Here is a 25,260-nt window from a genome sequence, read left to right as displayed (position 1 = left end):
GTATTACTTAAATTAGCTAATTTCATATCTTAAAATGGCCGCCATACCACCAAGGCTTTCTAATTGCTTTCCGCCCTCATGCTCGCTGCTTACAACCATCACTTCACCTTTCATGTTTTCGACCATGTCCATCGCATCGCCCATGTCTTCGCTTGCAACCTTGGTATCTAAAATAAGCAGTTCGCTGACAGCCCCCAAATTGATTGCATTTTTAGTTTCCTTTAAACCATAAGCGATTTTAGATGAATTCTTGGCTATTTGAGTTAGCAGATTATTTACGGCGCCCATTTCCAAAGCCACCCTATTTTCAGCTGTCAGCTTTTCAACAGTTCCCTTCTTGAGAACTTCACTGATGCCGTTTCTGCCGCCTGACCCTGTAGCTTCCACAATGGATATTTCGGCCAATTCCTTATGCTTGTCTTTGATGTAATCATAAAAGTCGTTTTTGACAAAGCCCGGTCCTGCAATGACAATGTTTTGAATTGAATCGAATTTTTCTATTGATTCTATTACTTTTTCATAGAATTGAATGATGTTTTTTTGTCTATTCTTATCGATTATCCTTTTTCCAGATACATGTCCCTTAATAGGACCGTAATATTCAATTCCGAACTGCCTCATCAAACCAAGAGTTGCAGTGTCATCTTCCAATACAACAATTATGGCTGACAATTTTTTAGAAGCCTCAATAGCTTGATTAACTCTTTTGATTGCCCATTTTGGCCAGCGCTCCTTCCTAATTGATAATGGAGTGTTGAGCTTAACTTCAAGAGTGTGGTGTGATCCGAGAGGTATCAAATCTTCAGGCCCTCTTGTGATTACTCCAGTCAGCCTTAATTTTCCAGTGAACAAATGAAAACTAATGCTTTCTATATCCAGACCCAAGTAGAATGTTTTTTTAACTCCCCTATCGCTTCTAATCTTATCTCCACTAGTATCTTGAATACGCCTGGTTGTTTTGGAAGAGGCATTGTCGCCAACTTCGATTATGTGTGACAAATGCCACAAATCATCTAATGTTTCAGGAACTACCTCAACTATTCCTTCCTTTTCATCTTCTTTTATAATTTTCATAATTCACAATAATTTTTCTAGTTAATAATTTATATACTTAATAATTATAAAAATTAGTAATGGTTAAAATGAATGTTGGAATTATTGGAGGTAGTGACGGGTTGGGAAAGACTCTAGTATACTACTTTAAAGATGAATTTAATGTATTCATAACTGGATACAATCCCGAAAAAGGCAAACGTGTAGCGGATGAATTAGGCGTGAATTATATCGAGTCAAATGCTGGATTGGCCAATATTAGCGACATACTGGTTATTTCAGTGCCAATACAATATACTTCAGAGGTCATCCGTGAAGTCGCTCCATTCATGAAAAGCGGGTCATTGATGGTTGATGTGACCTCCATCAAGGAAGAGCCTTCAAAAGCCATGGCCGAATCATTGCCCGAAACAGTAGAATACATTCCAACACACCCTGTTTTTGGTCCAAGAACAACCCGCCTTGACAATCAGGTCATTGTTTTGACTGCCGACAAAAAAGGCAAATGGTATCCGAAAGTCTACAATTATCTCGCAAGCAAAAATTTGAGGATAATTGAAACCACCGCTGAAAACCATGATTTCATGATGAGCATCGTGCAGGTCCTAACCCATTTTTCATTCATTTCAGCAGCATCTGCAATTGAAAAATTAAGCGTTGACATATCAGAAACTGAAGATTATGAGAGTCCTATCTACAACCTGATGATCGATTTGATAGCTCGTATCGTATCTCAAAACCCGTATTTGACATACAATATCCAGTCAAGAAATAATTTTGGTCCTAAAGTTAGAAATGCACTGGCCGATGCGGTTATTGAGCTAAGGGATGTCATCAATAAAGGGGATGAAGATGAATTCATCGACATTGCAATTAGGGCAACAAAGCATATGGGCGACATTAAAAACGCTTTGGGTAGAAGTGACAAGGCAATCAGCGCTTTAAGTTATGAATACACCTATTTGAATAATCAAATCGGCCAGGAAGTTGGTCTTAAACATATCTATTCCGGGAAAATCCATGTCGGAACCCTTGAAAGCATTGATGGGAAGACCGCCGTGTTGAAAGACGGGAATAAAATTAAAAATCTTCGTATAGCAAACATCAGGATTCTGCTTCCAGCTGAACTTTACCAGTGGAAGCTAGAAAATTTAAATAGAAAAACCGAATCCATCAGTTGCGTATTCCCAAAGAACGTCCATGTTGAAACTATAGAAAATACTGTCATGAACATAGCTAATCTCATTGAAATCAGATTAACTGACGCATATACAGGCCCTCAAATCGATGAGAAATTCATAAGCCTGACTTTTGAAGTGACCGCACTCTATAAAGAGGATATCGAAAAGGTAAAAGAACTTTTCACCGGATTTGGCGGAATCATCAGGTAACTTGTTTTAGATAATACGAACAAAAGTTAAAGTGTCATAAAGTAATTAAATTTTTAATTTCAATATAAACCTTTAATTTTTATTTTTTAAAATAGATTAGCAAATAAAAATTGTTTCAATAATAATAAAGAATATATTATCAATTATAGAAGAAATAACTTATTTTACATTAGTTTTAAAAAAATCTTCAAAACCGAAACCTTTATATAGTAAAACATACACAGATATCCTTGTCAATAAAGTTACAAAAAGTAACAAAAAGATTTTGACAAATTATAATTATTAACTTTACAGCCATCAAAAAGGAGATGATAATCATGGCAGAAAATGAAATTACTCTAAAAGTTGCAGAAGCGATTTCCCAAAAAGATGTAGGTCAAGGCATTGCAAGACTTGATCCAAATGTAATGGACGACTTAGGCATCAATGAAAGGGACCTAATCGAAATTGTTGGTGAAAAAAGAACTGCAGCTATCGCTCTTCCTTCACAAACCGACATTGGACTCGGAGTTATCAGAATCGACGGTCTGGTCCGTAAAAACTCCGGAGCAACCATCGGAGGTGAAGTCACTATCAAAAAAACTAAAGCAACAGAAGCTAAGAAAGTTGTTTTAGCACCAATTGAAAATAACATACGCGTACAAGGTGATGTTCGTGGTTTATTTGCCGGCAAAGTCATGGTGCAAGGTGACATTATCGGATCACAAATCAGGGCACCAAGACCAAGCATGGGCTTCAACAGTTTATTTGAAGAACTCATGGACTTTACCCCTGCAATGAAAGAAATTAAATTTGCAGTCGTATCAACAAATCCGAAAGACATCGTTATTGTTGGTCCGAATACTGAAGTTCAACTTCATGAAAGTCCTGTCGACGTGAGCAAAATCGAAGGTGTAGGAAACCTTGTTGACGTAAGCTACGAAGACATCGGAGGTCTTAAAGAGGAAGTCAAAAAAGTAAGAGAAATGATTGAAATCCCTCTTAAAAGACCTGAACTCTTCGAAAAACTGGGTATTGCACCACCAAAAGGAGTGTTAATGCACGGTCCTCCAGGTACCGGTAAAACATTACTGGCTAAAGCGGTAGCCAGTGAAAGTGATGCTCATTTCATTGCCATAAATGGGCCTGAAATCATGAGCAAATACGTAGGCGGATCTGAAGAGAACTTAAGGGAATACTTCGAAGAAGCAGAAGAAAACTCCCCTTCAATCATATTTATCGATGAACTCGATGCGATTGCGCCAAAAAGAGAAGAAACCAACGGTGAAGTTGAAAGAAGAACCGTTGCTCAACTTCTAACATTAATGGACGGCCTTAAATCCCGTGGACAGGTCGTAGTTATTGGTGCGACAAACAGACCAGATTCTCTTGACCCAGCGCTTAGAAGGCCGGGAAGATTTGACAGAGAAATTGAAATTGGAGTTCCAGATTCCGAAGAAAGAAAAGAAGTACTTGAAATACACACCAGAAATATGCCTCTTGCAGAAGATGTTGATTTAGACAAAATTGCAAATACCACCCATGGATTTGTAGGAGCAGATCTTGAATCATTATGTAAAGAAGCTGCAATGAGAGTAGTCAGAAGGATTTTGCCAGAAATCCAAAACGACGAAGAAATTCCAAAAGAAGTAATGGAAAAAATAGTAGTTACAGGGGACGATTTCAAATCAGCACAAAAAGAAATCCAACCATCAGCTTTAAGAGAAGTGCTTGTGCAAATCCCAGACATCAAATGGGATGATGTGGGCGGTCTTGAAGACGTGAAACAAGAACTTAAGGAAGCTGTAGAATGGCCATTAAAACACCCAGACACATTCCAACGCTTAGGAATAAGACCTCCTAAAGGTACATTGCTCTACGGAATTCCAGGAACTGGTAAAACATTGCTTGCTAAAGCTGTAGCCAGTGAAAGTGAAGCAAACTTCATTTCTGTAAAAGGTCCTGAACTTCTATCCAAATGGGTCGGAGAATCTGAAAAAGGTGTCAGAGAAGTCTTTAGAAAAGCAAAACAGGCAGCGCCAACAGTGATCTTTTTCGATGAAATTGATGCAATAGCCAGTGCACGTAGCGGAAACGATACTGACAGCGGCGTTACCAAAAGAGTTGTTAATCAGCTCTTGACTGAAATGGACGGTTTGGAAGAACTTGAAGATGTTGCAATCATTGCTGCAACCAACAGACCTGACATTTTAGATGCTGGACTCATGAGGCCTGGAAGATTTGACAGACACATTCAAGTTAAAGAACCTGATGAAGAAGCAAGACTTGCAATCTTTGAAGTCCACACAAAAGACATGCCTCTTGCAAAAGATGTTAATCTTAAAAAATTAGCTAAAAACACTGAAGGATATGTCGGAGCTGACATTGAAGCTGTTTGCAGAGAAGCTGCAATGTTAACCTTAAGAGACAACCTCGAAGCTAGTGAAATACCATACAAATACTTTAAAGATGCAATCGATAAAGTGAAGCCTGGAAATGACACCAGCGATGAACAGTTAGTTCAATACATGTAAGGAAGAAATCCCACAATTTCTTCCTCCCTCCTCTTTATTTTTAATTGAATTCTGACCATATTTAGGGGAAAAATACAGAAATTTTTCCCCAAACCTCCAAAATTAAAAACTTATTTTCTTGGTAAAATCTTATCTGAATTTACCATTCTTTTAGTGAAGTATTGTCTTTTATATTCTATGAATGAGAATTTAAACCCACTAACACCATATTTAGGATTATAGCCGAAGATATTGATGTATTCCTTTAAATCGTCCCGTTCCTCTTTTAATGCCTGAGTGACATTATACAATGCTTTTGTATCATCAATTGCCCGATGAAAGTTAACTTCTTCAATACCGTAATACTTGACTGCATCAATCAGTTTATGAGGAAATTCCTTGCGGTCTTTCAATACTGTTACTGTATCCATCCACTTACTGTTGGAAACTATTTCATATGCATCATTAGGATAATGCCTTTCAAGCAGACTGTAAACGAATGATAAATCAAACTGGCAGTTATGGGCAATCATTAAAGTATCCGGAGTTAAATTATTTTTTAAATCCTCTGCGATATGCGCTTCACTTTCACCTTCCAAAATCAACATTTCATCAGTGATTCCAGTAATCTGTGTGATTTTTGGAGGTAAATCCCAATCGATATTGACAAACTTGTCATACTCATCTGTAATCTCGCCGTCTTCAACAGTCAGCATCGCCAATTCGATTATCCGATCAAATTTAGAATTAAGGCCTGTGGTTTCTGTATCAAAATATATCACTTTCATATTTACATCCTAAAGTAATTTATGCGGCATATCATCCTTGTTTCTAGGATATTCATTAGTTGTTAAAGGCTTGTTTATTTTTTCAAGACGCACATCCAAGAACCTGCGGCCATCCTCACTGGCGCAGAATATCGGTACCTTAAGTCCGTAATAATATGGTTTTTTCTCATCAGTATAGTCTGAAATAGCTTTTGAAGCGCAAGCTGTTACAATATCAGCATTTTCAAATAGCATTTCCACCATATCCGGCTCAACGCCAGTGGTATGTGCAACAAAAATATAAACGTTAACATCATCATCTACAGGATACTCCCTGAGCTCCTTAATCATCGGAGAAGGTATGACGGTTATCGCAATGTTCTTGTAACCTTTTTCAACAGCAAGCTTCAATCCTTCCAATTGGTTCAATTCAGCAGTGTCGGGATATAAAACTATGCTGTCCTTTTCTTCCAGATTTTTGATAACTTCAGGTATCGGTGTTGTGCTTATCAATCCGGAAACTCTTCCGCCAACCCCTTGAACTACACGTGGATTGGTCATCAATACTGTTCCCGCACCGTCGCATACGCCGACAACACAGTCTATATTTCCTTTCTCCATATTGGTTTTCAGGATTTCTGAAATCCCTACAGTCACCAAATCATCCATTTCAACAACCCTGTCGGGAGTGCACATTCCAAAGTCCTGGATTCTGAAATTGATATTCTTGCGGATGAACTCTTCGTTCAGCTCATCTACCTTATGCATCGCATGAAACATTGGACAGTATTTCATTTCTGAAGATCCAACTTCAGTAATTTCACCGTTTTCGATTACAACCTTTACTTTGCCTAATGTTTCTATTACATGTCTATCTTCCATATAACCACCGTTGAATAATAGTATTTGATTAAACACCTATAAAATGTATCGTAAATTAAACCGTACACCAGTTGAAAAAATTCTATATACTTGAATGAATAGAGTTTATAGTGATTAGTCAACAAGAGGGATTAACTTGACTCAGAAAAGTGAAGCTCAAAAAGGCAACATCACACCCGAAATGGAATATGTTGCAAAAGCAGAAAATATAGATGTAAACAAATTAGCTAAATTAATAGACATTGGAAAAGTAGTAATTCCAAAAAACATAAACGGACACTCCAACCCTTGCGGAATTGGAGAAGGTCTGAAAACAAAAGTCAATGCAAACATCGGTTCATCATCAAAGATTGATGATATCGACCTTGAAATTGACAAAGCCAAATTGGCTCAGGAATATGGTGCGGACGCATTGATGGACCTTTCAACAGGTTCCGATTTGAAATTGTTCAGGAAAAAAATCATGGATGCAGTGGACCTGTGCATAGGCACAGTCCCTATTTATGAAGCCGGAGTCGTGACACTCAACAAAAACAGAGAAATCATTGATATGGACCCTGACGACATCTTCAAGGCCATTGAAAATCAGGCAAAGGAAGGAGTTGACTTCATGACCCTCCACTGCGGAATTACAAAAGATTTGGTCCAAAAATTAAAAGATGCAAAAAGGATGATGGGAATTGTGAGCCGTGGAGGAACATTCCTCGCTTCATGGATTAACCACAACGATATGGAAAACCCATTATATGAAAATTACGATTACCTTTTGGAATTGGCCTATGAGTACGATATCACCTTATCCCTAGGTGACGGACTTAGGCCGGGCTGCCTGGCAGATGCAAGCGATATCCCTCAAATTCAAGAGCTTGTAACCCTTGGAGGCCTTGTCAAAAGAGCACAGGATGCCAATGTGCAGGTAATGGTTGAAGGACCGGGACACATGCCGCTGAACCAGATTAAGGCAAACATGGAAATTCAAAAGACAATCTGTCATGGGGCTCCGTTTTATGTGCTCGGACCTCTTGTAACAGATATCGCTCCTGGATATGACCACATTACCGGAGCAATCGGAGGAGCCATTGCAGCAACAGCAGGAGCCAGCTTTTTGTGTTATGTAACCCCTGCAGAACATTTGTCACTGCCTAGTCTTGAAGACGTTAAGGAAGGAGTTGTAGCTTCCAAAATAGCTGCCGAAGCAGCCGATGTTGCTAAAGGATTACCTCAGGCATGGGACAGGGAACTTGCAATGGCAAAGGCCAGAAGGGACTTTGACTGGGAAGCCCAATTTGACCTTGCACTCGACAAGTCCAAACCTAGAAGATACCGTGACAAATGTGAGCTCGATGATAATGAAATGTGTGCGATGTGCGGAGAATACTGTGCAGTAAAAATAGCTAAAGGTGAATTCTGATGAAGTATCAGGAACTGGTGGATGTTTATTCAGCGCTTGAAGCAACCACCAAAAGACTCGAAAAGACAGAAATCATTGCGGAATATCTCAAAAAACTGGATTCAGACACAATTGAAAAGGTTGGTCTGCTGATTTTGGGGGTGGTGTTTCCGGCATGGAGCTCTGAAGAGATAGGAATAGGTGGAAAGCTTGTGGAAAGGGCTGTCGCAGAAGCCGTCGGAACCACACAGGCAGCTGTTGAGGATGCCGTTCGCGATGAAGGGGACATCGGCCTTGCATGCATCAAGCTATATGCCAAAAAATCCCAGATGACATTCTTCTCACAGCCATTGACAATCGACTTTGTTTTCAATAGCTTACGCAAATTATCCACAATCAGCGGTTCACGTTCAACCAACCGTAAAATTGCAGTTATATTAGAATTATTGAGTCAGGCAAGCGCAACCGAAGCAAAATACCTGACACGTACAATTACAGAGGAATTGAGAATAGGTGTTGGAGACGGAGTGGTCAGAGATGCCATAGCACAGGCATTTGACATTGACAAAAGCATAGTTGAAAGAGCGCAAATGCTTACAAATGACTTTTCAGTAGTTGCAAGAACCGCCAAAGAACAGGGCGCTGCCGGTCTTGAAAAGCTCAATTTAACACCGGGAACTCCAGTCAAACCTATGCTTGCCCAGCTTGCACCCCCTCTTGATGAAATCATTCCTGAGATGGGCGTGGCAATATGCGATACAAAATACGATGGAATCAGGCTGCAGGTTCACAGAAATGGTGACGAAATCAACATCTTCACACGCAGACTTGAAAACATCACCCATGCACTTCCCGAAATCGTTGAATTATTCGACGAAAATCTGCCTCATGAGGACTACATTGTGGAAGGTGAAGTGATAGCTACAAGAAATGGAAAGCCTTTGCCATTCCAGAATATCCTGCACAGAGTCAGAAGGAAACACAATGTCGAAGAGGCGATGGAAAATGTTCCGTTGAAATTATACTTATTTGATGTACTTTACTATAAGGTTCCAATGATCGACGAGCCTTTGAAAAACAGAAGGACAATATTGGAAGAGATTGTCGATACTTCAGTTGATGAGATGAACCTGAGCACAATGAGAATCGGAACAGCGGACAATCTTGACGAAATCCAGGAACTGTTTGAAACATCAATCAACGAAGGCCATGAAGGAATAATGATTAAGGATTCCGAAGCACCATATATTCCAGGTTTGAGAGGCAAAAAAATGCTCAAATACAAGGCAGAGCCTGAAACCTTGGATATGGTCGTCATTGGAGGAACATACGGTATTGGAAAAAGAGGAGACTTTGTCGGATCTTATCTTGTTGCGCTCAGGGATGAAAACAATGAGTTCAAAAGCGTGGCTTATGCCGCAACAGGCCTTGACGATGCAACCCTGGAATATCTTACCGGCAAAATGAAAGAACTTGAGCTTTCAACAAAAGGCCGTGAAATTAAGGTGGAGCCGAAAATCGTTTTGGAAATCGCATTTTCCGAAATTGTCGAATCCCCGGAATATGAAACAGGATATTCATTGAGATTCCCTGTCGTCAAAAACATCAGGAAAGATAAAAGCCCAATGGATGCCGATACCGTTGAGAGACTAATTTCCATGTACAATACTGGAAATTAAATCTCCGGCAATTCTTTAACGCCGACAATAACTTTCCTTGTAACCGGATACACAATTATCTCGTAAACTGTCTTGAACAATGCCTGAACGATAATCATTACCGCTAACGCTTCTGTAGGCATTGTGCCGAAAAATCCTATTGTGATGAAAATCAGCGCATCCAAACCCTCACCGAACAATGTTGAAACGATGCATCTGAAGAAAAGCTTGTCCTCATTCCATTCCTTAAGGTAAGTCATTAATTTTGCATTGACAAGTGAACCTACAATATATGCCGCAAAACCTGCTATCAGCAGTCTGAAAGTGCTGCCCAAGACTATTTCAAAAGCGGCCGCATTTTCAAAAAATGATGGTGCCGGAAGCCAAATTGCTATATTGTAATATATTACGGCAACGAGATTCATGAAAAATCCAAGAATAATTACTCTGCGAGCCTTTTCATAGCCATAAACTTCAGCCAGGACATCGCTAATAATGTAAATCACCGGAAAGATTAATACGGCTGAAGGCAGAGTAAACGAGAAAAGGACAAATGTTTTGCTTGCAACGGTGTTGGATATGATTAGGCATGCAGTGAAAACACCAGTTAAAATTGTATACAACTCTGTTTTTGTCAAATTTTCAAACATGGTCATATTATATTTCTGATTATAGATAAATTTTACAAGCTGAAATTCTAGCATCTATTTTTACCATGAAAACCAATTGGAAAACCATGGAAATTACAGATGAAAAACTATTGAGAATAGCTTTGATAACTTCTTTAATTGGAATCATCGGACTGATAATCTTTACTCCATCCATTGAAGTTAAGAAAGTGGATATTTCAGACATTACAAGAGCGATGATAGATGAAAAGGTATGCATTGACGGTGTGATAACCGATATTGCCGAGTCAAGCTCAAAGACCAATTATTTTTTAACCATCAATGACGGCGAAAGTCAAATGCAGATGATAGTATTTGAAAAACAAGTGGCCGAAATCCAATCGAGGAATTTGGATATTGAAGATTTCAAGAACAGGAAAGTTGAAGTAATAGGCACGATAACAGAATATAAATCAAATTTAGAATTGATTCTATCGAGCGGAGACAGTTTAAGAATAATTAATTAACAATATCTTTTTATTTGTTAAAATTCAAAAATAATATAAATAAATGAAATAGGAATTAAAACATGGCTGATAAAAAAAGATTATTTGGAACATTTGGAGTTAGAAGGACAGCTAATGATGTATTAACTCCAGAATTTGCATCAAGACTCGCAGCTTGTTACGGTTCACAGATTCAGGGAACAGTAGCTGTTGGAGGAGATACAAGGACTTCCACACCTATGTTAAAGGAAGCCGTGAAAGCGGGCCTTTTATCATCCGGCTGTGATGTGGTCGATTTAGGAATTCTTCCAACACCAGGAGTCCAATATGCAGTTCGTAAATATTATGACGGCGGAGTGATGATTACAGCCTCACACAATCCACCAAAATATAACGGTCTTAAATTTTTAGATGAATACGGTATAGGAATACCTGATGAAATGGATTTGGCGATTGAAAAATTGTATTTCGATGAAGAGCCAATCAGGGTTCCATTCTCCGAAATCGGTCAAATCTACCACAACGACAAGATCATTGAGGAATATGTTGACGAAGCCATTTCCAAGGTGGACGCTGAAGCGATACGTGAAGCAAAATTAAAGGTTGTGCTTGATTGCGGAAGCGGTGCAGGATGCTTTACAGCACCGTACCTTATTAGGAAACTTGGCTGTGACGTTACAACCCTCAACTGTCAGGCTGACGGATTCTTCCCTGGACGTGACCCTGAACCTATCGAAGAAAACCTGCAGGAACTCATCAGCGTTGTTAAGGAACTGGATGCAGATATTGGTCTTGCACACGATGGTGATGCTGACAGAACCATCTGCATTGACGAGAAAGGAAACTTCGTTTTAGGAGATAAAACCTTCACACTTGTTGAAAAACAGATGCTTAAGGAAAACAATGGAGGAACTATTGTCACAACAGTTGCAACTTCCCAGGCCATCTATGATGTTGCAGAAGAATTCAACGGCAAAGTAATAGCTACTGCTGTTGGAGACTTGCTTGTAGCACGCAAACTTAAAGATGAAGACGGATTATTTGGTGGTGAAGAAAACGGAGGTTTGATTTTCCCTGACTTCGTTTATGGAAGGGATGCGGTGATGACCGTTGCAAAAATATTGGAAATCATTGCAAAGGAGAAGAAGACATTGTCCGAACTGGTCAGCGAACTTCCAGTATACTATGCTAAAAAGATGAAAATCGAGTGCCCTGACGATCAAAAAGAATTTGTCATGTCCAGCATTGCAGAAGAAATAAAAGAAACTACTGATTTTGAGCTTGACTTGACAGACGGTGTTAAAATCTTAAAAGAAGATGGATGGGTAATTATCAGACCATCCGGAACCGAACCTATTTTCAGATGCTTTGCGGAATCTGATTCTCAGCAAAAAGCAGATGAAATGACCGAATGGGGAATCGACTTAATCAAAAAATACAAAAAATAAACTAAAAATTCTTTTCATTAAATGGAAAATAGCTTCAATTAAAATAGCTATTTTTCAGAAACTACTTTTTTTACAATATCTGATTTTAAAATAAAGAGAACATAATTGGAAATTAATATGTTGGGCCAACCCCATCTAAGGCAAGACTACAAAAAATTAAAAGTTTTCCAAACATTCTTCCTTCAAGAAAAATGCATCTTCATTGTCAGGATTTCTAAGCAGCACCTTGTTAAAGCTATCAACTGCTTCTTCAAATTTGCCCAATTCCATTAAAACAACACCCTTGTTAAGCAAAAAGTCGATATTATGTCTTTCAAGGGAAATTGCCTTGTTGAAACAATCCAAAGCATCATCAAATTTACCCAAATCAATGTAAGCATTGCCCATCCTATTAATGGCATCAGCATCCATTTCAGAATCATCCAAACAGACTTCAACAGCCCTATCAAAAGATTCGATGGCGTCTTCCAATCTTCCCATATCTGACAATAGATTTCCGCGAGCATTCCAGACTTCCGGATTTTCGCCATCTATTACAATGAGCTTATCGTATACCCTCAATGCGGCATCATACTTTCCAAGCATTTCTAAAATAAATCCCCTCCAATAAAGGATAATTGGGCTGCTTGGCCTGTAATTATATGCGATAGTGCTTACCTTATACGCTTCATTGATATTGCCTGAATTGAGAAGCGCAATAGCTTTATTGTTCAGGATGTAAATGTTGTCAGGTTCTATTTCCAATGCCTTGTCATAACATTCAATTGCGTCAATAAATCTTCCAAGCCTAGACAAGTTATCCCCCTGCTTATTGAGCAGATAAACATCGTTCGGATCAAGTCTTAAAGCGGCATCGTAGCACATTGTGGACTTGTCAAATTTACCGCTGTCAAATAGGATATCTGCCCTTTTGGTAATCATAGCCTTTTCGTCTATCTTGTCCCCTTTCCAGTCATCAATATGGATTTTTTCAAAATAGATTATTTGAAATTCTTCTGAAGGATCAATTCGGCCACCATACATCTTTTTGAATTCCCTTAACATGTCTTTAGAATCCTTAAACCCTTCCTGGCGAGCCAATTCATCATTGCCTTCAATTTCTTCAAATGGAATGGTTTCAATATCTGTGACAAAGGCTTCAAAAATCTTCATCTTTTCTTTGGATACCAAATTCCAATAACAGTAAAGCCTGTCTCCCACCTTGAGTGGTGTTTTCCATGCTTTGCGTATTGTTCTGGTTTTCTTACCAGTGATGACATCTATATCATTGCTTGAAAATGATAAAATTGGCATTTTTAAACACTTCTCTCCTTAAATAATCCTTTCACCAAATTCGGCTGACTTGACTTTGACTACACCATCAAAATATGGCTTGATTTCATTGGCCAATTTCTCCAAATCATGGGGATTTGGAACTTCAACCTTTTCCAAAGCAGGATCAAGGACATTCTTATTTCTGAATTGTTGAATGGTATAAATGTCCGCTTCGATTTCATCGACCAGATTGATGATGTCCTTTTTGGTGTGTAGTGTTGGAACATAAGTTGTTCTCGCTTCAAGATGAACTCCTGCCTGATTTATCAAATCCATTGATTTTTTAACTTTGAATCCCACATTTGCTCCGGTGATTTTCTTATACTTTGAAAATGTGGTTTTGACATCAAGGGAAACATAGTCCAATAAATCCAAATCCAATATTTTCTTTAGGCCATCCGGATAAATTCCACTTGTATCCAATTTTGTTTTTAAACCAACCTGGCGGACATACTTCAATATTTCTATAACCGCATCAACCTGCACCAATGGCTCGCCGCCTGAAATCACAACAGCATCCAGAAAATCGGCTGAAGAGTCAATTTCATGCTTTACTTTCTCAAAAGACCATTCTGTGTTATCCTCCAAAAGCTCAACATTGTGACAATATCTGCAGGCCAATGGACATTTTGACATGAAAATAACCAAAGACATATTTCCATGAAACTCTACTGAAGATATTACAGTTCCGCCAATATACATTAGTTTAAAACCTCTCTCAATATTTCAATGAATTTTTTATCTTCCTCAAGGGTGCAGATGCTGATTCTAATCCAGTATTCGTCAAGACCCTTGAATGAAGTACAATCCCTCACGATAATTCCTTTTTTCATGAGTTCCAAAGCCAGTTCACTTGCTGTGAATCCGGTTTCCTTTACATTAATCAGCATGAAATTGGATTTTGATGGAAATACATGCAATCCATCAATCTTTGACACCTCATCATATAAAAATTGTCTGGATTCAATACCCTTTTTAATTGAATCTTCAATGTACTTCTTATCTCTAAAAGTATTGAGTGCAGCTACAAAAGATAATCTTGTTAGGGAAAATACTGGTTTAATCCTATGCATATACTCAATTATCTCGGCGCATGCAAGACCATATCCTATCCTCATGCCCGCAAGCCCCAATACCTTTGACATTGTACGAATGATAAAAATATTGTCAAATTCGTTGATTAAATCCTTATTTGTGACCTCTGAGTACTCGAAGTAAGCTTCATCGATGACTATTAAAACTTCAGGATTTTTAGCTGCTATATCCACCAGCACATCTTTATCAATCAAGGTTCCTGTCGGATTATTCGGACTGCAGAGGAAAATCATCTTGGTCTTTTCGCCAATTGCATTGAAAATTGAATCCGCATCCAATCTGTTCTCATCCAGATTCCATTTTGCATAAACAGGATTCGCACCGTATTGCTTCAATAGGTACTCATAGTACATATAAGACGGCAAGGGAACAATGAATTCATCACCTTCATCAATGAAGGTCTTTGCCAAGACATCAATGATTTCATCAGCGCCATCTCCTCCAATAATCACCTGGGAATCGTCTACGCCTGAATATTCCGCAATTTCAGATACGAGCTCATGCAATTGTGATTCAGGATATCTGTTTATTGACTTGATTTCCTGTTCAATAGCTTTCATTGCTTTTGGAGATGGCCCCCAAGGGTTTTCATTGGAACCCAATTTAATGATATCCTCTTTCTTTAAGTTGAAATCTTGAGCGATTTCATCCTGAGACCTTCCTGGGACATATGAATCCATTTCATCTACAATTTTCCTTGCTTTCATGATTTAATCTTCCTTATACTGTTTAGAAAGTTTTACATAATTATCCGCATTATTTTGAATAAGTTGGATCTGTTCTGGGCTAAGTTGTTTGACAACCTTTGCTGGAACGCCTAAAATTAAACTACCTTCGGGAAATTCTTTTCCTTCACTGACAACGGCACCTGCACCAACAATGCAGTTTTTAGAAATGTGTGCTCCGTTTAAAACTGTGGCATTCATTCCGATTAAAACATTGTCGTCAAGCCTGCAGCCATGAACAACAGCACCATGACCTACAGAAACATTCTTGCCGATTACAACCGGAAATCCTCGAGTGCAGTGAACAACACAATTGTCCTGAACATTGGAGTTATCGCCAATGGTAATGGAGTCTGTATCTCCCCTTATTACTGCACCATGCCATACAGAGACATTTTCACCTAATTCAACATCGCCAAATACTTGTGCGCCAGGGCATATTACAATAGAGTCTTTATTATTTTCCATAATATCGCCATTATTCTTTCTTGTTTTTCTTATTTTGAATGATATGATCTTGTTTTACCAATACTCTTGTATCGGAGGGTACATCATCATACAACAAAACCCCTGAACCGATAGTGGAATTATAACCCACCTTAACACCTGGAGAAAAGCTGGAATTGATTCCAGTCTTAACTGAATCTCCAATAATGGATCCCAATTTGCGCCTTCCACTGTCAATCATCTGATTTTTAATTTTTGTCTTGACGGACTTATTATCAAAACGTAAGTTTGCAATGTTGGTTCCCGCAGCTATATTGCAGTTGGAACCGATTACGGAATCACCAACATAACTCAAATGGCTGACGTTGGTATTTTCCATGATGATTGAGTTTTTGATTTCTACGGCATTACCAATGTGAACATTATCTCCAAAGTAGGAATTGCCCCTGATGTATGAGTTAGGGCCCACATCACAGTTCTTGCCTATATATACGTTTCCTTCAATGTATACTCCTGCTCTGATGATGCTCCCTTCATCCAAAAAGACTTCTCCATGAATATGGGCTCCGTCTTCAACTTTACCCTTAATTTCAGTTTTCAGATTGCCTATTAGCTCTTCATTGACTTCAATAAGTTCCCACGGACGTCCAACATCAATCCAATCCTTGTTGGTTTTATGACCAATGACATCCTTGCCATCTTCAATCTGCATTGAAACTGAATCTGTAATTTCGTATTCTCCCCTTTCGGAGAGTTCGGTTTTGTCGATTTTATCAAAGATATCCTTATTGAAAACGTAAATTCCCGCATTGACAAGATTGCTTGGAGCCTCTTCCTTTTTCGGTTTTTCTACAATGCTTTTGATGTGTCCGTTTTCAATTTCAACAACACCGAAAGCAGAAGGATCTTCCACTTCTGTTAAAAGCATTAATGTGTCCGGCTTTAAATAATTGTATTTTTTGATGATTTCATTGATAATTTCTTCATCTAAAATGATATCACCGTTCAATACTATCAAACTGTCTTCAATGAAATCTTTTCCATAGGAAATCGCGTTAGCAGTGCCTAAGAAGTCTTTTTGTGTTTTATATGTAATGTTAACACCGAAATCACTACCGTCACCAAAATAATCACGAACCATTTCTTCTTTATAACGAACTATAAGCAAAATGTCTTTAATACCATTATCCCTTAATGATTCGATATTATATTGCATAATTGGCTTTCCAGCAACTGGCAACATGGTTTTAGGTTTTGTAAGTGTTAATGGCCTCATCCTAGACCCTTCACCAGCGCTTAAAATAATTGCTTTCACTTTATTATCCCCTTGTAAAATTATCTAATATTATTATATGTTTTACTCTCTCATTATAAATTAATTTTCCTATATAGAATAAGTAATTATAAATAATATGTTAAATAAATTCAAAATCATATAACATTACAATGGATAAATACAATTGTAATGAATGAACCTGGAGACTAGGGGGATAGCTTAGTAAATTTCTACAATCGTGGATTACCTAAGAATTTATAGTTAATTAAATGCTATAACTGTCTAAAAAAAGGATTAAATAAAAGGAGATTATTAAAATGACAATCTATGTTTGTTTACACTGTGAATATAAGTTCGATTCCGAAAAAGGTGACCCTGCATACAACATTCCTGCTGGAGCAACTCCTGCAGACATGCCTGACGACTGGGTATGTCCAGAATGTGCAGCACTTGGAGTTGAAGCATTTATTGCAGAAGAAGAATAATTCTTCTTCTCAATTTATTTTTTAGACTGATTTAAAGCAAAATACACGATTAAATAAAATATCCTAATGGGATAAGGCATGTGAATTGAATGAAAAGGACAAAAAAACTAATTATAGCTATTCTAGTGGTTATTCTTATTGGATTATTGGCATATATTGCTGGTACATTACTCTTAGGTCCTGATTTAACACAAGAAAACAAAAGCATATTAGTATTAGCTTCCGACAAGTATGAGCAGTCCAACGGTGGTGTGGATATGGCTTATATGGTTCGTTTGGAAAACGGAAGCCTCAAAAATTACACACCAGTATACCCCGGAGAAATGTATCACCCTTCAAAATCTGCTCCTGGTGGACTGAGTGGACACATGATGCTTCACGACTGTCTGTGGGATGGAGTTGAACAGGGTATGGAAAATGCTGCAGAAATTGTAGAATACCATACCGGAATGCACGCTGATGCAGTAGTTCTTGTTTACGATGAAGGTGTGGATAACGTCATCGATTCCGTAAGACCATTAGTTGTCGACGGTAAGGAAACCAACCTCAGCGCAACAGACATCATCCGTGAAAATGATGCATACAACGGTTATGCTGGAAACGAAAATGTTCCAGGAACTATGTCCAGAGCAGATGCAGTTATGGTATTAGTTAAAGCATTGGCAAATGCTGCTAAAGATCCTGAGAAAAAGAGTACCATGGTACAAGCTGCTATTAAAGAATATTCCAATGGAAACATTGTTATGAAACCTGATGGTGCATTCACAAGATTACTCGCAACAAAAGGTTTTGAAAGTATAGCGTGATTAAGTCTTTAAAGGATTTTAATAATTCTTTAAAGAACTTTACTTATTTTAAAAAAAAGAGTTTAGAAGATTATATAATCTCCTATAAATTGTCATTGATTATTTTTACACATGTTTCTTTTATTGATTCTGCCCTTTCTGCATCTCTTGACTCTAAAGTGATTCTGACGTAATCTTCAGTTCCTGAAGGCCTTACCAATACCCAACTGTCATCTTCAAATGTCAATCGAACACCATCTATAGAATTGACTTCTCTAACATCATCAAAAGCTGAGGTAAGCAACTCCTCCATATTTTCCATCACTTTGATTTTAGCTTCAGCGGAACATGTTATTTTTTCACGAATATTCGGATAAGACGGGATTTGAGCCAACAAATCAGATAATTTTCCATCTCTTGAAACTATTTCGGCCATTCTCAAACCTGAAAGAATTCCATCCGGACACATGCAGAAGTCCGGGTGCAGCCAGGTTCCTGAAGGTTCACCACCAAAGCTTGCATTTTCTTCAATGATAACTTCAGCAACATTAACATCCCCAACTTTGGTCCTTAAAACTTTTCCATTTACGGATTCGTCCATACACAAACCAGCATCGACGGTTGTAACGATATCCCCATCAAATTCTTTTGATATCAATGCCAAAAGAGAGTCGAATGGAGAGACATTGCCTTTCTCATCAACGGTGATCATCCTGTCGGCATCACCATCATGGGCAATTCCCAAATCGGCACCTATGGCTACAACGGTTTTCATCAAAGTTTGAAGGTTTTCTTCATTAGGTTCAGGGTTCCTTCCCGGGAAAAATCCGTCCGGCTGTGAGTTGAGTGTAGTCACTTCGCATCCTGCCTTTCTAAATACTAAAGGTGATATTTCGCTTCCGGCACCGGATGCACAGTCAATAACCACTTTCAAACCCTCTTTAATTTCAACCATGTCAACTAAATCATCAATATATTGGCCTTTGATTTCTTCATTAACATGCAATTTTCCGACTTTATCCCAGGTTACTGAAACATAATCCCTATTTGAATAGATTTCCTCAATTTTTGCTTCCTGAGATGAAGTGTAAGCCATTCCATTTTTATTCCACAACTTAATCCCATTATATGGTGAAGGATTGTGGGATGCAGTGAGCATTATTCCGGCATCTGCATCGAGCTTTTCGGTAGCATAACCAACCAAAGGTGTTGGAACCATACCTATCTTAATTACATCAACCCCACTTTCAAGCAAACCTGCACAAATCGCCTGATCAAGCATTTCATTTGTTGTTCTTGTATCATAGCCAAGTACGACAGTACCTTCATTACCCAAATAGTAAGCCAATGATTTCCCAACATTCAATGCAAGTTCACAAGTTACTTCAGAGCCGATTAAACCTCTTATTCCGGATGTTCCAAACAGTTTTTTTGCTACCATACTCTCACCTATGCCCCGAACTTATGGGCGTAGTTCATTAAATCCATCATGATGTTCATTACGTCTGCGCCTCTGATTCTGTTGAGTCCTCCTTTTGCACATGCCCTTTCGGAGAATTCTTTTACATCGTCGACCCTTACTTCAGGACCCCTAATCAATACAGGTACTGGGTCGCCTGAGTGATTTTTAACAGAAATTGGAGTTGAATGATCAGCTGTCAAGTAAATATAAACATCTTCAAGCTTTATCAATTCGCTCATTATCACTTCATCAACTTTTTCAATGAAATTCTTTTTCTCCATGGTCTGGCCGTCGTGGCCAGCTTCATCAGCGCCATCAATGTTTATAAGGAAAAAGTCATGGTCTGAATTTTTTACCTGGTCAATGATTGTATCACGAATATTATCCAAATTGGTGTCAATTCCGCCGGTTACATCTTCCATTTCTATGATGTCCATTCCTGCAAATCTTCCGATACCCATTATAAGACCGGTTTCCGCAATGCATGCTGAATTCACTTCATATTTTTCATTCAATGATTCGACAACGGGAACTTCACCAGCACCACGAGGAATTACAATGTTTGCCGGAGGTTCGCCTTCTTCTATTCTTTTTAGATTTACTGGGTGATCTTTTACCATTTCATAAGTTTTTACAACCAATTTATTTAAGATATCAGCGGTTTTTGCTGCTTCAGGTGTGTCATCCAAAGCTTTAACTTCCTTAGGCTTGTTGCCTTCAACTTTAGGATCTGCATCGCTGACTTTATCGGAGAGTCCTTCTCCCCTTAATACTAAAACAGCCCTGTGACCGGTAGATTCTTTGAATATGATTTTAATGTCCGGATAGTCTTCCAAAACCATTTTATTTAGTTCTTCCACTATCTCTTTGGTCCCTTCCTTGATTCTTCCAGCACGCCTGTCGGTTACGATTAAATCCTCATCTGCAGTTGAAAAGTTGCATCTGAATGCTATGTCTCCAGGAAGCACTTCCACTCCAACACCATTTGCTTCGAATGGGCCCCTTCCAGTGTATACTTCATATGGATTGTATCCTAAAATGGACAAGTGTGCTGTGTCACTTCCAGGGATGATTCCTGGAGCAATTGAATCCATAATACCAGTAATTCCTTCTTCTGCCATCTTATCCATATTCGGAGTGTTTGCAGCTTCTAAAGGAGTTTTATTTCCTAATTCTTTAATTGGACGGTCACCCATACCATCCATAATTAAAATAAGTCCTTTCATAAATATCACCTAAATTATAATAATATGATTTTTATTTTTAATAGTTAAAATAATTTGTTTAAATGACAATTCAAAATATTAAAATGGAATTTAAAAAAAAAGATTAAAGTAATAGAATACCCACAATAGCACCAACTATTGTAGCCATCAAGTTTACATGCTCATTAGTAATCAAATGCCTATTTTCAAAAAGGGCTCCTAAAATACTGTCCGCGAAACATCCCACAGTTCCAGAAATTATAGCAACACCTATAGCAAGCAAAGGATTGTCCATAATGCCTAAAAAGTATGCTGCAATACCAATAATGGCGGCACCCACAATTCCAATAGCAGTACCTAAACCTGAAACTGCACCATTAGTGCCCGGATCCACTTTTTGGAATGTTGTAATCAAACGGGGATGCTGGTCCAATACTCCAATTTCTGAAGCCAATGTGTCAGCAGTTGCTGTTGCAATGGCCCCTATGAAACCGCCTACAAATGGCAGATAATATCCTCCGAATGCAGCCATGAAACAGGCAACAACACCATTTGAAATAACATTTTTTGATGTCCTTCTTCCTTCAAACTCCCCTAAGGATTGTTTGTATTTCTTGGAGTATTTTGTAGCAAGCAAAGACATTACCAAGAATAAGATAATCAATAACAGCCAATTGGTTCCCGCAGAAAAGATAATCACTATACCCATGATAATCATGACTGCTGAACCGAACAAATCCAAGGATTTCCTATAGTATGTAATGAAACCTAAAATAAACAAAAGAATTACATACACCCAATTTATCATTATTGCTTCAACCATAAACAATCACTATGCAATTATCTTAATAATTCTTTGTTTAAAATTATATAAAAGATTTACTTAATGAATTTTACACATTATTTTCAATGCTAAAAATTGCAGAAAAATTTGCACAAATTTAATTAAAAATACGTCAAACTAAATAGCACTAAGACTAAATCAAATCAATTATATTCATTGAAAAATCATTTAAATTAAAACATGTAATTAAAAATTAAAAAAGTAATTTTGGCAATATAGATGGATTAGTATAAATTCATCAATTTCTATAAAAAATAAGAAAAAAGATAGGAAAAATTATTTCCTAAATCTTCTGATTTGAGTTGATCCAGCAGCCAATATGATTAACAATAACACAAGTATCGGATTACCAGTTGCATGTTGTGTTAAATCAGCACCGCCTTCACTGCCACCATGTTCCGGACTATCCGGAGATTCATTGTAGTTCACTTCAATGTCAGTGATTGTGTCATTGGCTTCATATTTCTTATCACCTGAGTATGATGCAGTAACTTCATGATCACCTTTAGTCAATCCAGGGATTGTAAATACAGCTTTACCGTCTTTAACTTCTGTTGTGTATTTTTTACCATCAACTGTGATTGTTACAGTACCTGTTGCATCACTAGGAACTCTTACAACAACAGTAGCATCATCTCCTTGATTGATTTCATCGCCAGTAGCTTTGATAGGAGTTTTGACTTTAGTTACAGTGAATTTAGTAGTAGTTGTGCTTGGCAAGTATTTGTCATCACCCTCATAGGTGACTTTTGCTGTGTATTTTCCACTTGGAAGTTCAGGAATTACAACTTTTGCTTTTCCGTTTACGATAGTTCCATAATATCCAACACCATCAATATCAATCAATACACGACCTGTTGCATCTTTAGGAACAGTTACAGTGATAACTTCATCTTTACCTACATTAATGTCTTTTCCAGTAGCAGATACAGTAGATGGACGTTTTGACACAGTGAATTGACCGGTTGTTGAGTTTTCAACATAGTTTTTGTCACCGTCATATTTTACTGCAACAGTCTTGTTGCCTGCTGCCAAGCCAGTTACATTGAATACTGCTTTTCCATCTTTGACTTCAGTAGTGTAAGATTTACCGTTGATTTCAATAGTAACATTACCAGTTGCATCATCAGGAAGGGTTACAGTTACAACAGCAGTGTCTCCAACATAGCAATCATCAACATCAACGCTAATCGGAGTGTTGTGTTTTGGAATTGTCACTTTTGAATCTTCCACTTGAGGTTCATGAGTATCATCACCGGAGTATGTAACTTCAATGTCATGGACACCAGGAGTTTCATTTGTCAAGTCAACAACAGCTTTGCCGTCTTTAACGGTAGCATTGTAGGTATTGTTTCCAACTTTAATGGATACAGTACCTGTAGCATTGTCAGGTAAATCAACAACAACAGTACCATTGCCTAAATCGGTAACATCCATGGTTGAAGATTTTCTCAATACTTTGAATGTTGTTGAATTGGTACTTGGCAAGTATTTGTCATCACCGTTGTATCTTGCACTTACAACATAGTCTCCTTTAGGCAATCCGGATATGACTAATTTGCCTTTGCCTCCGCTTACAGCAACAGTGAATACACCATCGTCTTCAGAACCGCTTAATTTACCATCATCTAAGTTAAAGTTATATTCTTTACCATCAATGACAATAGTTACATTTCCAGTTGCATCTTCAGGTACGGAAATTGTAATTACTTCATTATCTCCAACGTAAATGTCTTCAGCCTTTGGAATGACGAATGATTCGACTTTATTTACTTTGAAGGTTGTATTATTTGAGCTTGGCAAGTATTTGTCATCACCAGGATATGTAATGCTTACATTGTAAACTCCACTAGGTATGCGAGGAATTTCAACAGTTCCAGTACCGTTAGTCACATTTACATAGTATCCTACACCATCAATGTCAACCAATACTTGACCGGTCGCATCTTTTGGAACAGTTACGGTTACAGTTACACTATCGCCAACATTGCTGTCATCAATTGTAGCTGATACTTGAGATTCACGTTTGGATACTGTAAAGTTACCAGTTGTGTGGTTTCCGAGGTATGTATCATCACCAGGATAGTCAACAGCAATTGTTTTAGTTCCATCAGTTAAAGCAGGAACTTCGAATACCGCTTTGCCGTCTTTGATTTCTGAAGTGTATTTCACACCATCAACCTCAATTGTTACATTTCCAGTTGCGTCTTCAGGAACATTTACTGTAACGACTGCAGTGTCTCCAACTTTGCAATCATCCACATCAACAGATATAGGAGTTGTGATTTTAGGAATTGTTGCAGTTGCGTTGGTGGATGCTCCTTCGTGAGTATCATCACCGGAGTAGATGACTTCAATATCATGGGTTCCAGGAGTTTCATTATCCAATGTAATTGTAGCTACACCGTTTTCAACGGTAGCATTATAAGTATTATTTCCAACTTTGATTTCAACAGTACCATTAGCATTGTCAGGGACAACCACTACAACAGTGCCGTTACCTTGATCAACAACTTTAATGTCACTTCCAGTTGTGTTGATCTTATTGACATTGAACTGTGCAGTGTTGTTGGATGGTTCGTATTTTTTGCATCCTTCAAAGATTACATCAACAGTGTGTGGGCCAACATCCAAATCAGGAACGACTAATGTTCCTTTACCGCCTGAAACAAATACAGTATAGTTTTGACCATCGACGCTCACAGTCACATTTCCACATACATCTTCAGGAGTTTCCACATTGATTACTGCTTTGTCTCCAACAGTAATATCATCAACAGTTACATTTACAGTTGAAGGCACTTTGGATACTTTTAAGTTTGTAGAATAATTGGAAGGAGCGTATTTGTCATCTCCAGGGTAAGTTACATTGATTGGATAATCGCCGCCGGCCAATCCTTTGACTTCTACTGTAGCGGTTCCATTAACTATTTTACCAGCATAGGTCTGGTTATCGATTTCGACAATCACATAGCCGGTAGCATCTTCAGGAACTGTCACGGTAATAACTGCAGTTTCACCCGCATCAATTGGATCTGCTTGTGCTTCAACAGTTGATGGACATTTATCTACTGTGAAGTTTGCAGTTGTGTGGTTTCCAAGGTATGTGTCATCACCAGGATAGTCAACAGCTACGGTTTTATTTCCATCAGTCAAGTTTGTGACATTGAATACTGCTTTGCCATCCTTAATCTCTGAAGTGTATTTCACACCATCAACTTCAATAGTCACATTGCCAGTTGCATTTTCCGGAACAGTTACTATGACAACTGCAGTGTCTCCAACTTTACAATCATCCACATCAACAGATATTGGAGTTGTGATTTTCGGAATTGTTGCATTTGAAGTGGTATTGGCACCAAGGTGGTTTTTATCACCGGAGTATATCACTTCAATGTCATGAGTTCCAGGAGTTTCATTTTCTAAG

At 38.2% G+C, this 25,260-nt stretch carries 21 protein-coding genes; 8 read left to right on the top strand and 13 right to left on the bottom strand.

Features of this window, described 5'->3' with window-relative positions; genetic code table 11:
* Positions 1 to 12: 12 nt before the first annotated feature.
* A complete protein-coding gene (locus tag QZU81_RS02935; protein WP_295589355.1) occupies positions 13 to 1,074 on the bottom strand; it encodes an mRNA surveillance protein pelota in 1,062 nt (353 codons plus the stop codon).
* 59 nt (positions 1,075 to 1,133) lie between these two features.
* Here QZU81_RS02935 and QZU81_RS02930 point away from each other — a divergent pair, with 59 nt between their 5' ends.
* Positions 1,134 to 2,444 (top strand): prephenate dehydrogenase, encoded by a 1,311-nt coding sequence (locus tag QZU81_RS02930; protein ID WP_342764255.1) that lies wholly within the window; start codon positions 1,134 to 1,136, stop codon positions 2,442 to 2,444.
* Positions 2,445 to 2,761: 317 nt separating this feature from the next.
* Positions 2,762 to 4,957, top strand: coding sequence for a CDC48 family AAA ATPase (locus QZU81_RS02925; protein ID WP_295589353.1), 2,196 nt, complete (start codon positions 2,762 to 2,764; stop codon positions 4,955 to 4,957).
* A gap of 110 nt (positions 4,958 to 5,067) precedes the next feature.
* On the opposite strand, the gene QZU81_RS02920 is transcribed toward QZU81_RS02925, so the two are convergent.
* Both QZU81_RS02920 and QZU81_RS02915 read right to left on the bottom strand, forming a co-directional pair.
* Complete coding sequence (locus tag QZU81_RS02920; protein ID WP_295589352.1) at positions 5,068 to 5,724, bottom strand: PolC-type DNA polymerase III; 657 nt, start codon at positions 5,722 to 5,724, stop codon at positions 5,068 to 5,070.
* A 9-nt stretch (positions 5,725 to 5,733) separates the two neighbouring features.
* Positions 5,734 to 6,585, bottom strand: a complete 852-nt coding sequence (locus QZU81_RS02915) for a methanogenesis marker 8 protein (RefSeq protein ID WP_295589351.1) — start codon at positions 6,583 to 6,585, stop codon at positions 5,734 to 5,736.
* Positions 6,586 to 6,721: 136 nt separating this feature from the next.
* Here QZU81_RS02915 and thiC point away from each other — a divergent pair, with 136 nt between their 5' ends.
* Both thiC and QZU81_RS02905 read left to right on the top strand, forming a co-directional pair.
* Positions 6,722 to 7,996, top strand: coding sequence for a phosphomethylpyrimidine synthase (gene thiC, locus QZU81_RS02910; protein ID WP_292828424.1), 1,275 nt, complete (start codon positions 6,722 to 6,724; stop codon positions 7,994 to 7,996).
* Positions 7,996 to 9,654, top strand: coding sequence for an ATP-dependent DNA ligase (locus QZU81_RS02905; RefSeq protein ID WP_295589350.1), 1,659 nt, complete (start codon positions 7,996 to 7,998; stop codon positions 9,652 to 9,654). The genes thiC and QZU81_RS02905 overlap by 1 nt, the downstream gene beginning before the upstream one ends.
* On the opposite strand, the gene QZU81_RS02900 is transcribed toward QZU81_RS02905, so the two are convergent.
* A complete protein-coding gene (locus QZU81_RS02900; protein WP_292828430.1) occupies positions 9,651 to 10,337 on the bottom strand; it encodes a queuosine precursor transporter in 687 nt (228 codons plus the stop codon). The genes QZU81_RS02905 and QZU81_RS02900 overlap by 4 nt on opposite strands.
* Positions 10,338 to 10,369: 32 nt before the next feature.
* Here QZU81_RS02900 and QZU81_RS02895 point away from each other — a divergent pair, with 32 nt between their 5' ends.
* Both QZU81_RS02895 and glmM (QZU81_RS02890) read left to right on the top strand, forming a co-directional pair.
* Positions 10,370 to 10,768 (top strand): OB-fold nucleic acid binding domain-containing protein, encoded by a 399-nt coding sequence (locus QZU81_RS02895; RefSeq protein WP_292828433.1) that lies wholly within the window; start codon positions 10,370 to 10,372, stop codon positions 10,766 to 10,768.
* 62 nt (positions 10,769 to 10,830) lie between these two features.
* Positions 10,831 to 12,195, top strand: coding sequence for a phosphoglucosamine mutase (gene glmM, locus QZU81_RS02890; protein WP_295589349.1), 1,365 nt, complete (start codon positions 10,831 to 10,833; stop codon positions 12,193 to 12,195).
* Between the two features lie 156 nt (positions 12,196 to 12,351).
* On the opposite strand, the gene QZU81_RS02885 is transcribed toward glmM (QZU81_RS02890), so the two are convergent.
* The 5 genes from QZU81_RS02885 to glmU are packed head-to-tail and all read right to left on the bottom strand — an operon-like array spanning position 12,352 to position 17,091.
* Positions 12,352 to 13,488 carry a tetratricopeptide repeat protein gene (locus QZU81_RS02885; RefSeq protein ID WP_292828439.1) on the bottom strand — a complete coding sequence of 379 codons (1,137 nt, stop codon included), beginning with the start codon at positions 13,486 to 13,488 and terminating at the stop codon, positions 12,352 to 12,354.
* A gap of 18 nt (positions 13,489 to 13,506) precedes the next feature.
* Positions 13,507 to 14,211, bottom strand: a complete 705-nt coding sequence (locus QZU81_RS02880; protein ID WP_292828442.1) for an anaerobic ribonucleoside-triphosphate reductase activating protein — start codon at positions 14,209 to 14,211, stop codon at positions 13,507 to 13,509.
* The gene (gene hisC / locus QZU81_RS02875) at positions 14,211 to 15,311 is read right to left on the bottom strand and encodes a histidinol-phosphate transaminase (RefSeq protein ID WP_295589345.1); all 1,101 of its coding nucleotides are present in this window, start codon (positions 15,309 to 15,311) and stop codon (positions 14,211 to 14,213) included. Before hisC ends, QZU81_RS02880 begins: the two co-directional genes overlap by 1 nt.
* 3 nt (positions 15,312 to 15,314) lie before the next feature.
* Positions 15,315 to 15,797 carry a gamma carbonic anhydrase family protein gene (locus QZU81_RS02870; RefSeq protein WP_292828448.1) on the bottom strand — a complete coding sequence of 161 codons (483 nt, stop codon included), beginning with the start codon at positions 15,795 to 15,797 and terminating at the stop codon, positions 15,315 to 15,317.
* Between the two features lie 10 nt (positions 15,798 to 15,807).
* Entirely contained in the window at positions 15,808 to 17,091 is a 1,284-nt protein-coding gene (gene glmU, locus QZU81_RS02865) for a bifunctional sugar-1-phosphate nucleotidylyltransferase/acetyltransferase (protein ID WP_292828451.1), read from the bottom strand.
* A 278-nt stretch (positions 17,092 to 17,369) separates the two neighbouring features.
* On the opposite strand from glmU, the gene QZU81_RS02860 reads away from it, so the two are divergent.
* Both QZU81_RS02860 and QZU81_RS02855 read left to right on the top strand, forming a co-directional pair.
* Positions 17,370 to 17,537: a rubredoxin gene (locus tag QZU81_RS02860; protein WP_292828454.1), complete on the top strand. Its 168-nt coding sequence runs from the start codon at positions 17,370 to 17,372 to the stop codon at positions 17,535 to 17,537.
* Between the two features lie 89 nt (positions 17,538 to 17,626).
* The gene (locus QZU81_RS02855; protein ID WP_292828457.1) at positions 17,627 to 18,343 is read left to right on the top strand and encodes a DUF4012 domain-containing protein; all 717 of its coding nucleotides are present in this window, start codon (positions 17,627 to 17,629) and stop codon (positions 18,341 to 18,343) included.
* Positions 18,344 to 18,425: 82 nt separating this feature from the next.
* On the opposite strand, the gene glmM (QZU81_RS02850) is transcribed toward QZU81_RS02855, so the two are convergent.
* From glmM (QZU81_RS02850) to QZU81_RS02835, 4 genes are all read right to left on the bottom strand, one after another.
* Entirely contained in the window at positions 18,426 to 19,763 is a 1,338-nt protein-coding gene (gene glmM / locus QZU81_RS02850) for a phosphoglucosamine mutase (RefSeq protein WP_292828460.1), read from the bottom strand.
* Between the two features lie 8 nt (positions 19,764 to 19,771).
* The gene (locus QZU81_RS02845; protein ID WP_295589342.1) at positions 19,772 to 21,010 is read right to left on the bottom strand and encodes a 2,3-bisphosphoglycerate-independent phosphoglycerate mutase; all 1,239 of its coding nucleotides are present in this window, start codon (positions 21,008 to 21,010) and stop codon (positions 19,772 to 19,774) included.
* Positions 21,011 to 21,113: 103 nt separating this feature from the next.
* Positions 21,114 to 21,812, bottom strand: coding sequence for a TIGR00297 family protein (locus QZU81_RS02840; protein ID WP_292828466.1), 699 nt, complete (start codon positions 21,810 to 21,812; stop codon positions 21,114 to 21,116).
* A gap of 297 nt (positions 21,813 to 22,109) precedes the next feature.
* A partial coding sequence (locus tag QZU81_RS02835; RefSeq protein WP_295589341.1) for an Ig-like domain-containing protein occupies positions 22,110 to 25,260 on the bottom strand: 3,151 nt, incomplete at its 5' end.

This window comes from uncultured Methanobrevibacter sp., assembly GCF_902770715.1.
In the GTDB taxonomy this organism is placed as follows: Archaea; Methanobacteriota; Methanobacteria; order Methanobacteriales; family Methanobacteriaceae; genus Methanocatella.
The sequence above is the reverse complement of the archived record's forward strand: the minus strand, read 5'-3'. Positions and strand labels throughout refer to the sequence as shown.

Excerpts from the sequence above, each read along its gene's own strand:
- QZU81_RS02870 (WP_292828448.1), bottom strand. The coding sequence starts at position 15,797 with ATGGAAAATAATAAAGACTCTATTGTAATATGCCCTGGCGCACAAGTA.
- QZU81_RS02930 (WP_342764255.1), top strand. The coding sequence starts at position 1,134 with ATGGTTAAAATGAATGTTGGAATTATTGGAGGTAGTGACGGGTTGGGA.
- QZU81_RS02895 (WP_292828433.1), top strand. The coding sequence starts at position 10,370 with ATGGAAATTACAGATGAAAAACTATTGAGAATAGCTTTGATAACTTCT.
- hisC (WP_295589345.1), bottom strand. The coding sequence starts at position 15,311 with ATGAAAGCAAGGAAAATTGTAGATGAAATGGATTCATATGTCCCAGGA.
- QZU81_RS02915 (WP_295589351.1), bottom strand. The coding sequence starts at position 6,585 with ATGGAAGATAGACATGTAATAGAAACATTAGGCAAAGTAAAGGTTGTA.
- QZU81_RS02905 (WP_295589350.1), top strand. The coding sequence starts at position 7,996 with ATGAAGTATCAGGAACTGGTGGATGTTTATTCAGCGCTTGAAGCAACC.
- QZU81_RS02840 (WP_292828466.1), bottom strand. The coding sequence starts at position 21,812 with ATGGTTGAAGCAATAATGATAAATTGGGTGTATGTAATTCTTTTGTTT.
- QZU81_RS02860 (WP_292828454.1), top strand. The coding sequence starts at position 17,370 with ATGACAATCTATGTTTGTTTACACTGTGAATATAAGTTCGATTCCGAA.
- QZU81_RS02885 (WP_292828439.1), bottom strand. The coding sequence starts at position 13,488 with ATGCCAATTTTATCATTTTCAAGCAATGATATAGATGTCATCACTGGT.
- glmM (WP_292828460.1), bottom strand. The coding sequence starts at position 19,763 with ATGGTAGCAAAAAAACTGTTTGGAACATCCGGAATAAGAGGTTTAATC.
- QZU81_RS02935 (WP_295589355.1), bottom strand. The coding sequence starts at position 1,074 with ATGAAAATTATAAAAGAAGATGAAAAGGAAGGAATAGTTGAGGTAGTT.
- QZU81_RS02845 (WP_295589342.1), bottom strand. The coding sequence starts at position 21,010 with ATGAAAGGACTTATTTTAATTATGGATGGTATGGGTGACCGTCCAATT.
- glmM (WP_295589349.1), top strand. The coding sequence starts at position 10,831 with ATGGCTGATAAAAAAAGATTATTTGGAACATTTGGAGTTAGAAGGACA.
- QZU81_RS02880 (WP_292828442.1), bottom strand. The coding sequence starts at position 14,211 with ATGTATATTGGCGGAACTGTAATATCTTCAGTAGAGTTTCATGGAAAT.
- QZU81_RS02900 (WP_292828430.1), bottom strand. The coding sequence starts at position 10,337 with ATGCTAGAATTTCAGCTTGTAAAATTTATCTATAATCAGAAATATAAT.
- QZU81_RS02920 (WP_295589352.1), bottom strand. The coding sequence starts at position 5,724 with ATGAAAGTGATATATTTTGATACAGAAACCACAGGCCTTAATTCTAAA.
- QZU81_RS02925 (WP_295589353.1), top strand. The coding sequence starts at position 2,762 with ATGGCAGAAAATGAAATTACTCTAAAAGTTGCAGAAGCGATTTCCCAA.
- QZU81_RS02855 (WP_292828457.1), top strand. The coding sequence starts at position 17,627 with ATGAAAAGGACAAAAAAACTAATTATAGCTATTCTAGTGGTTATTCTT.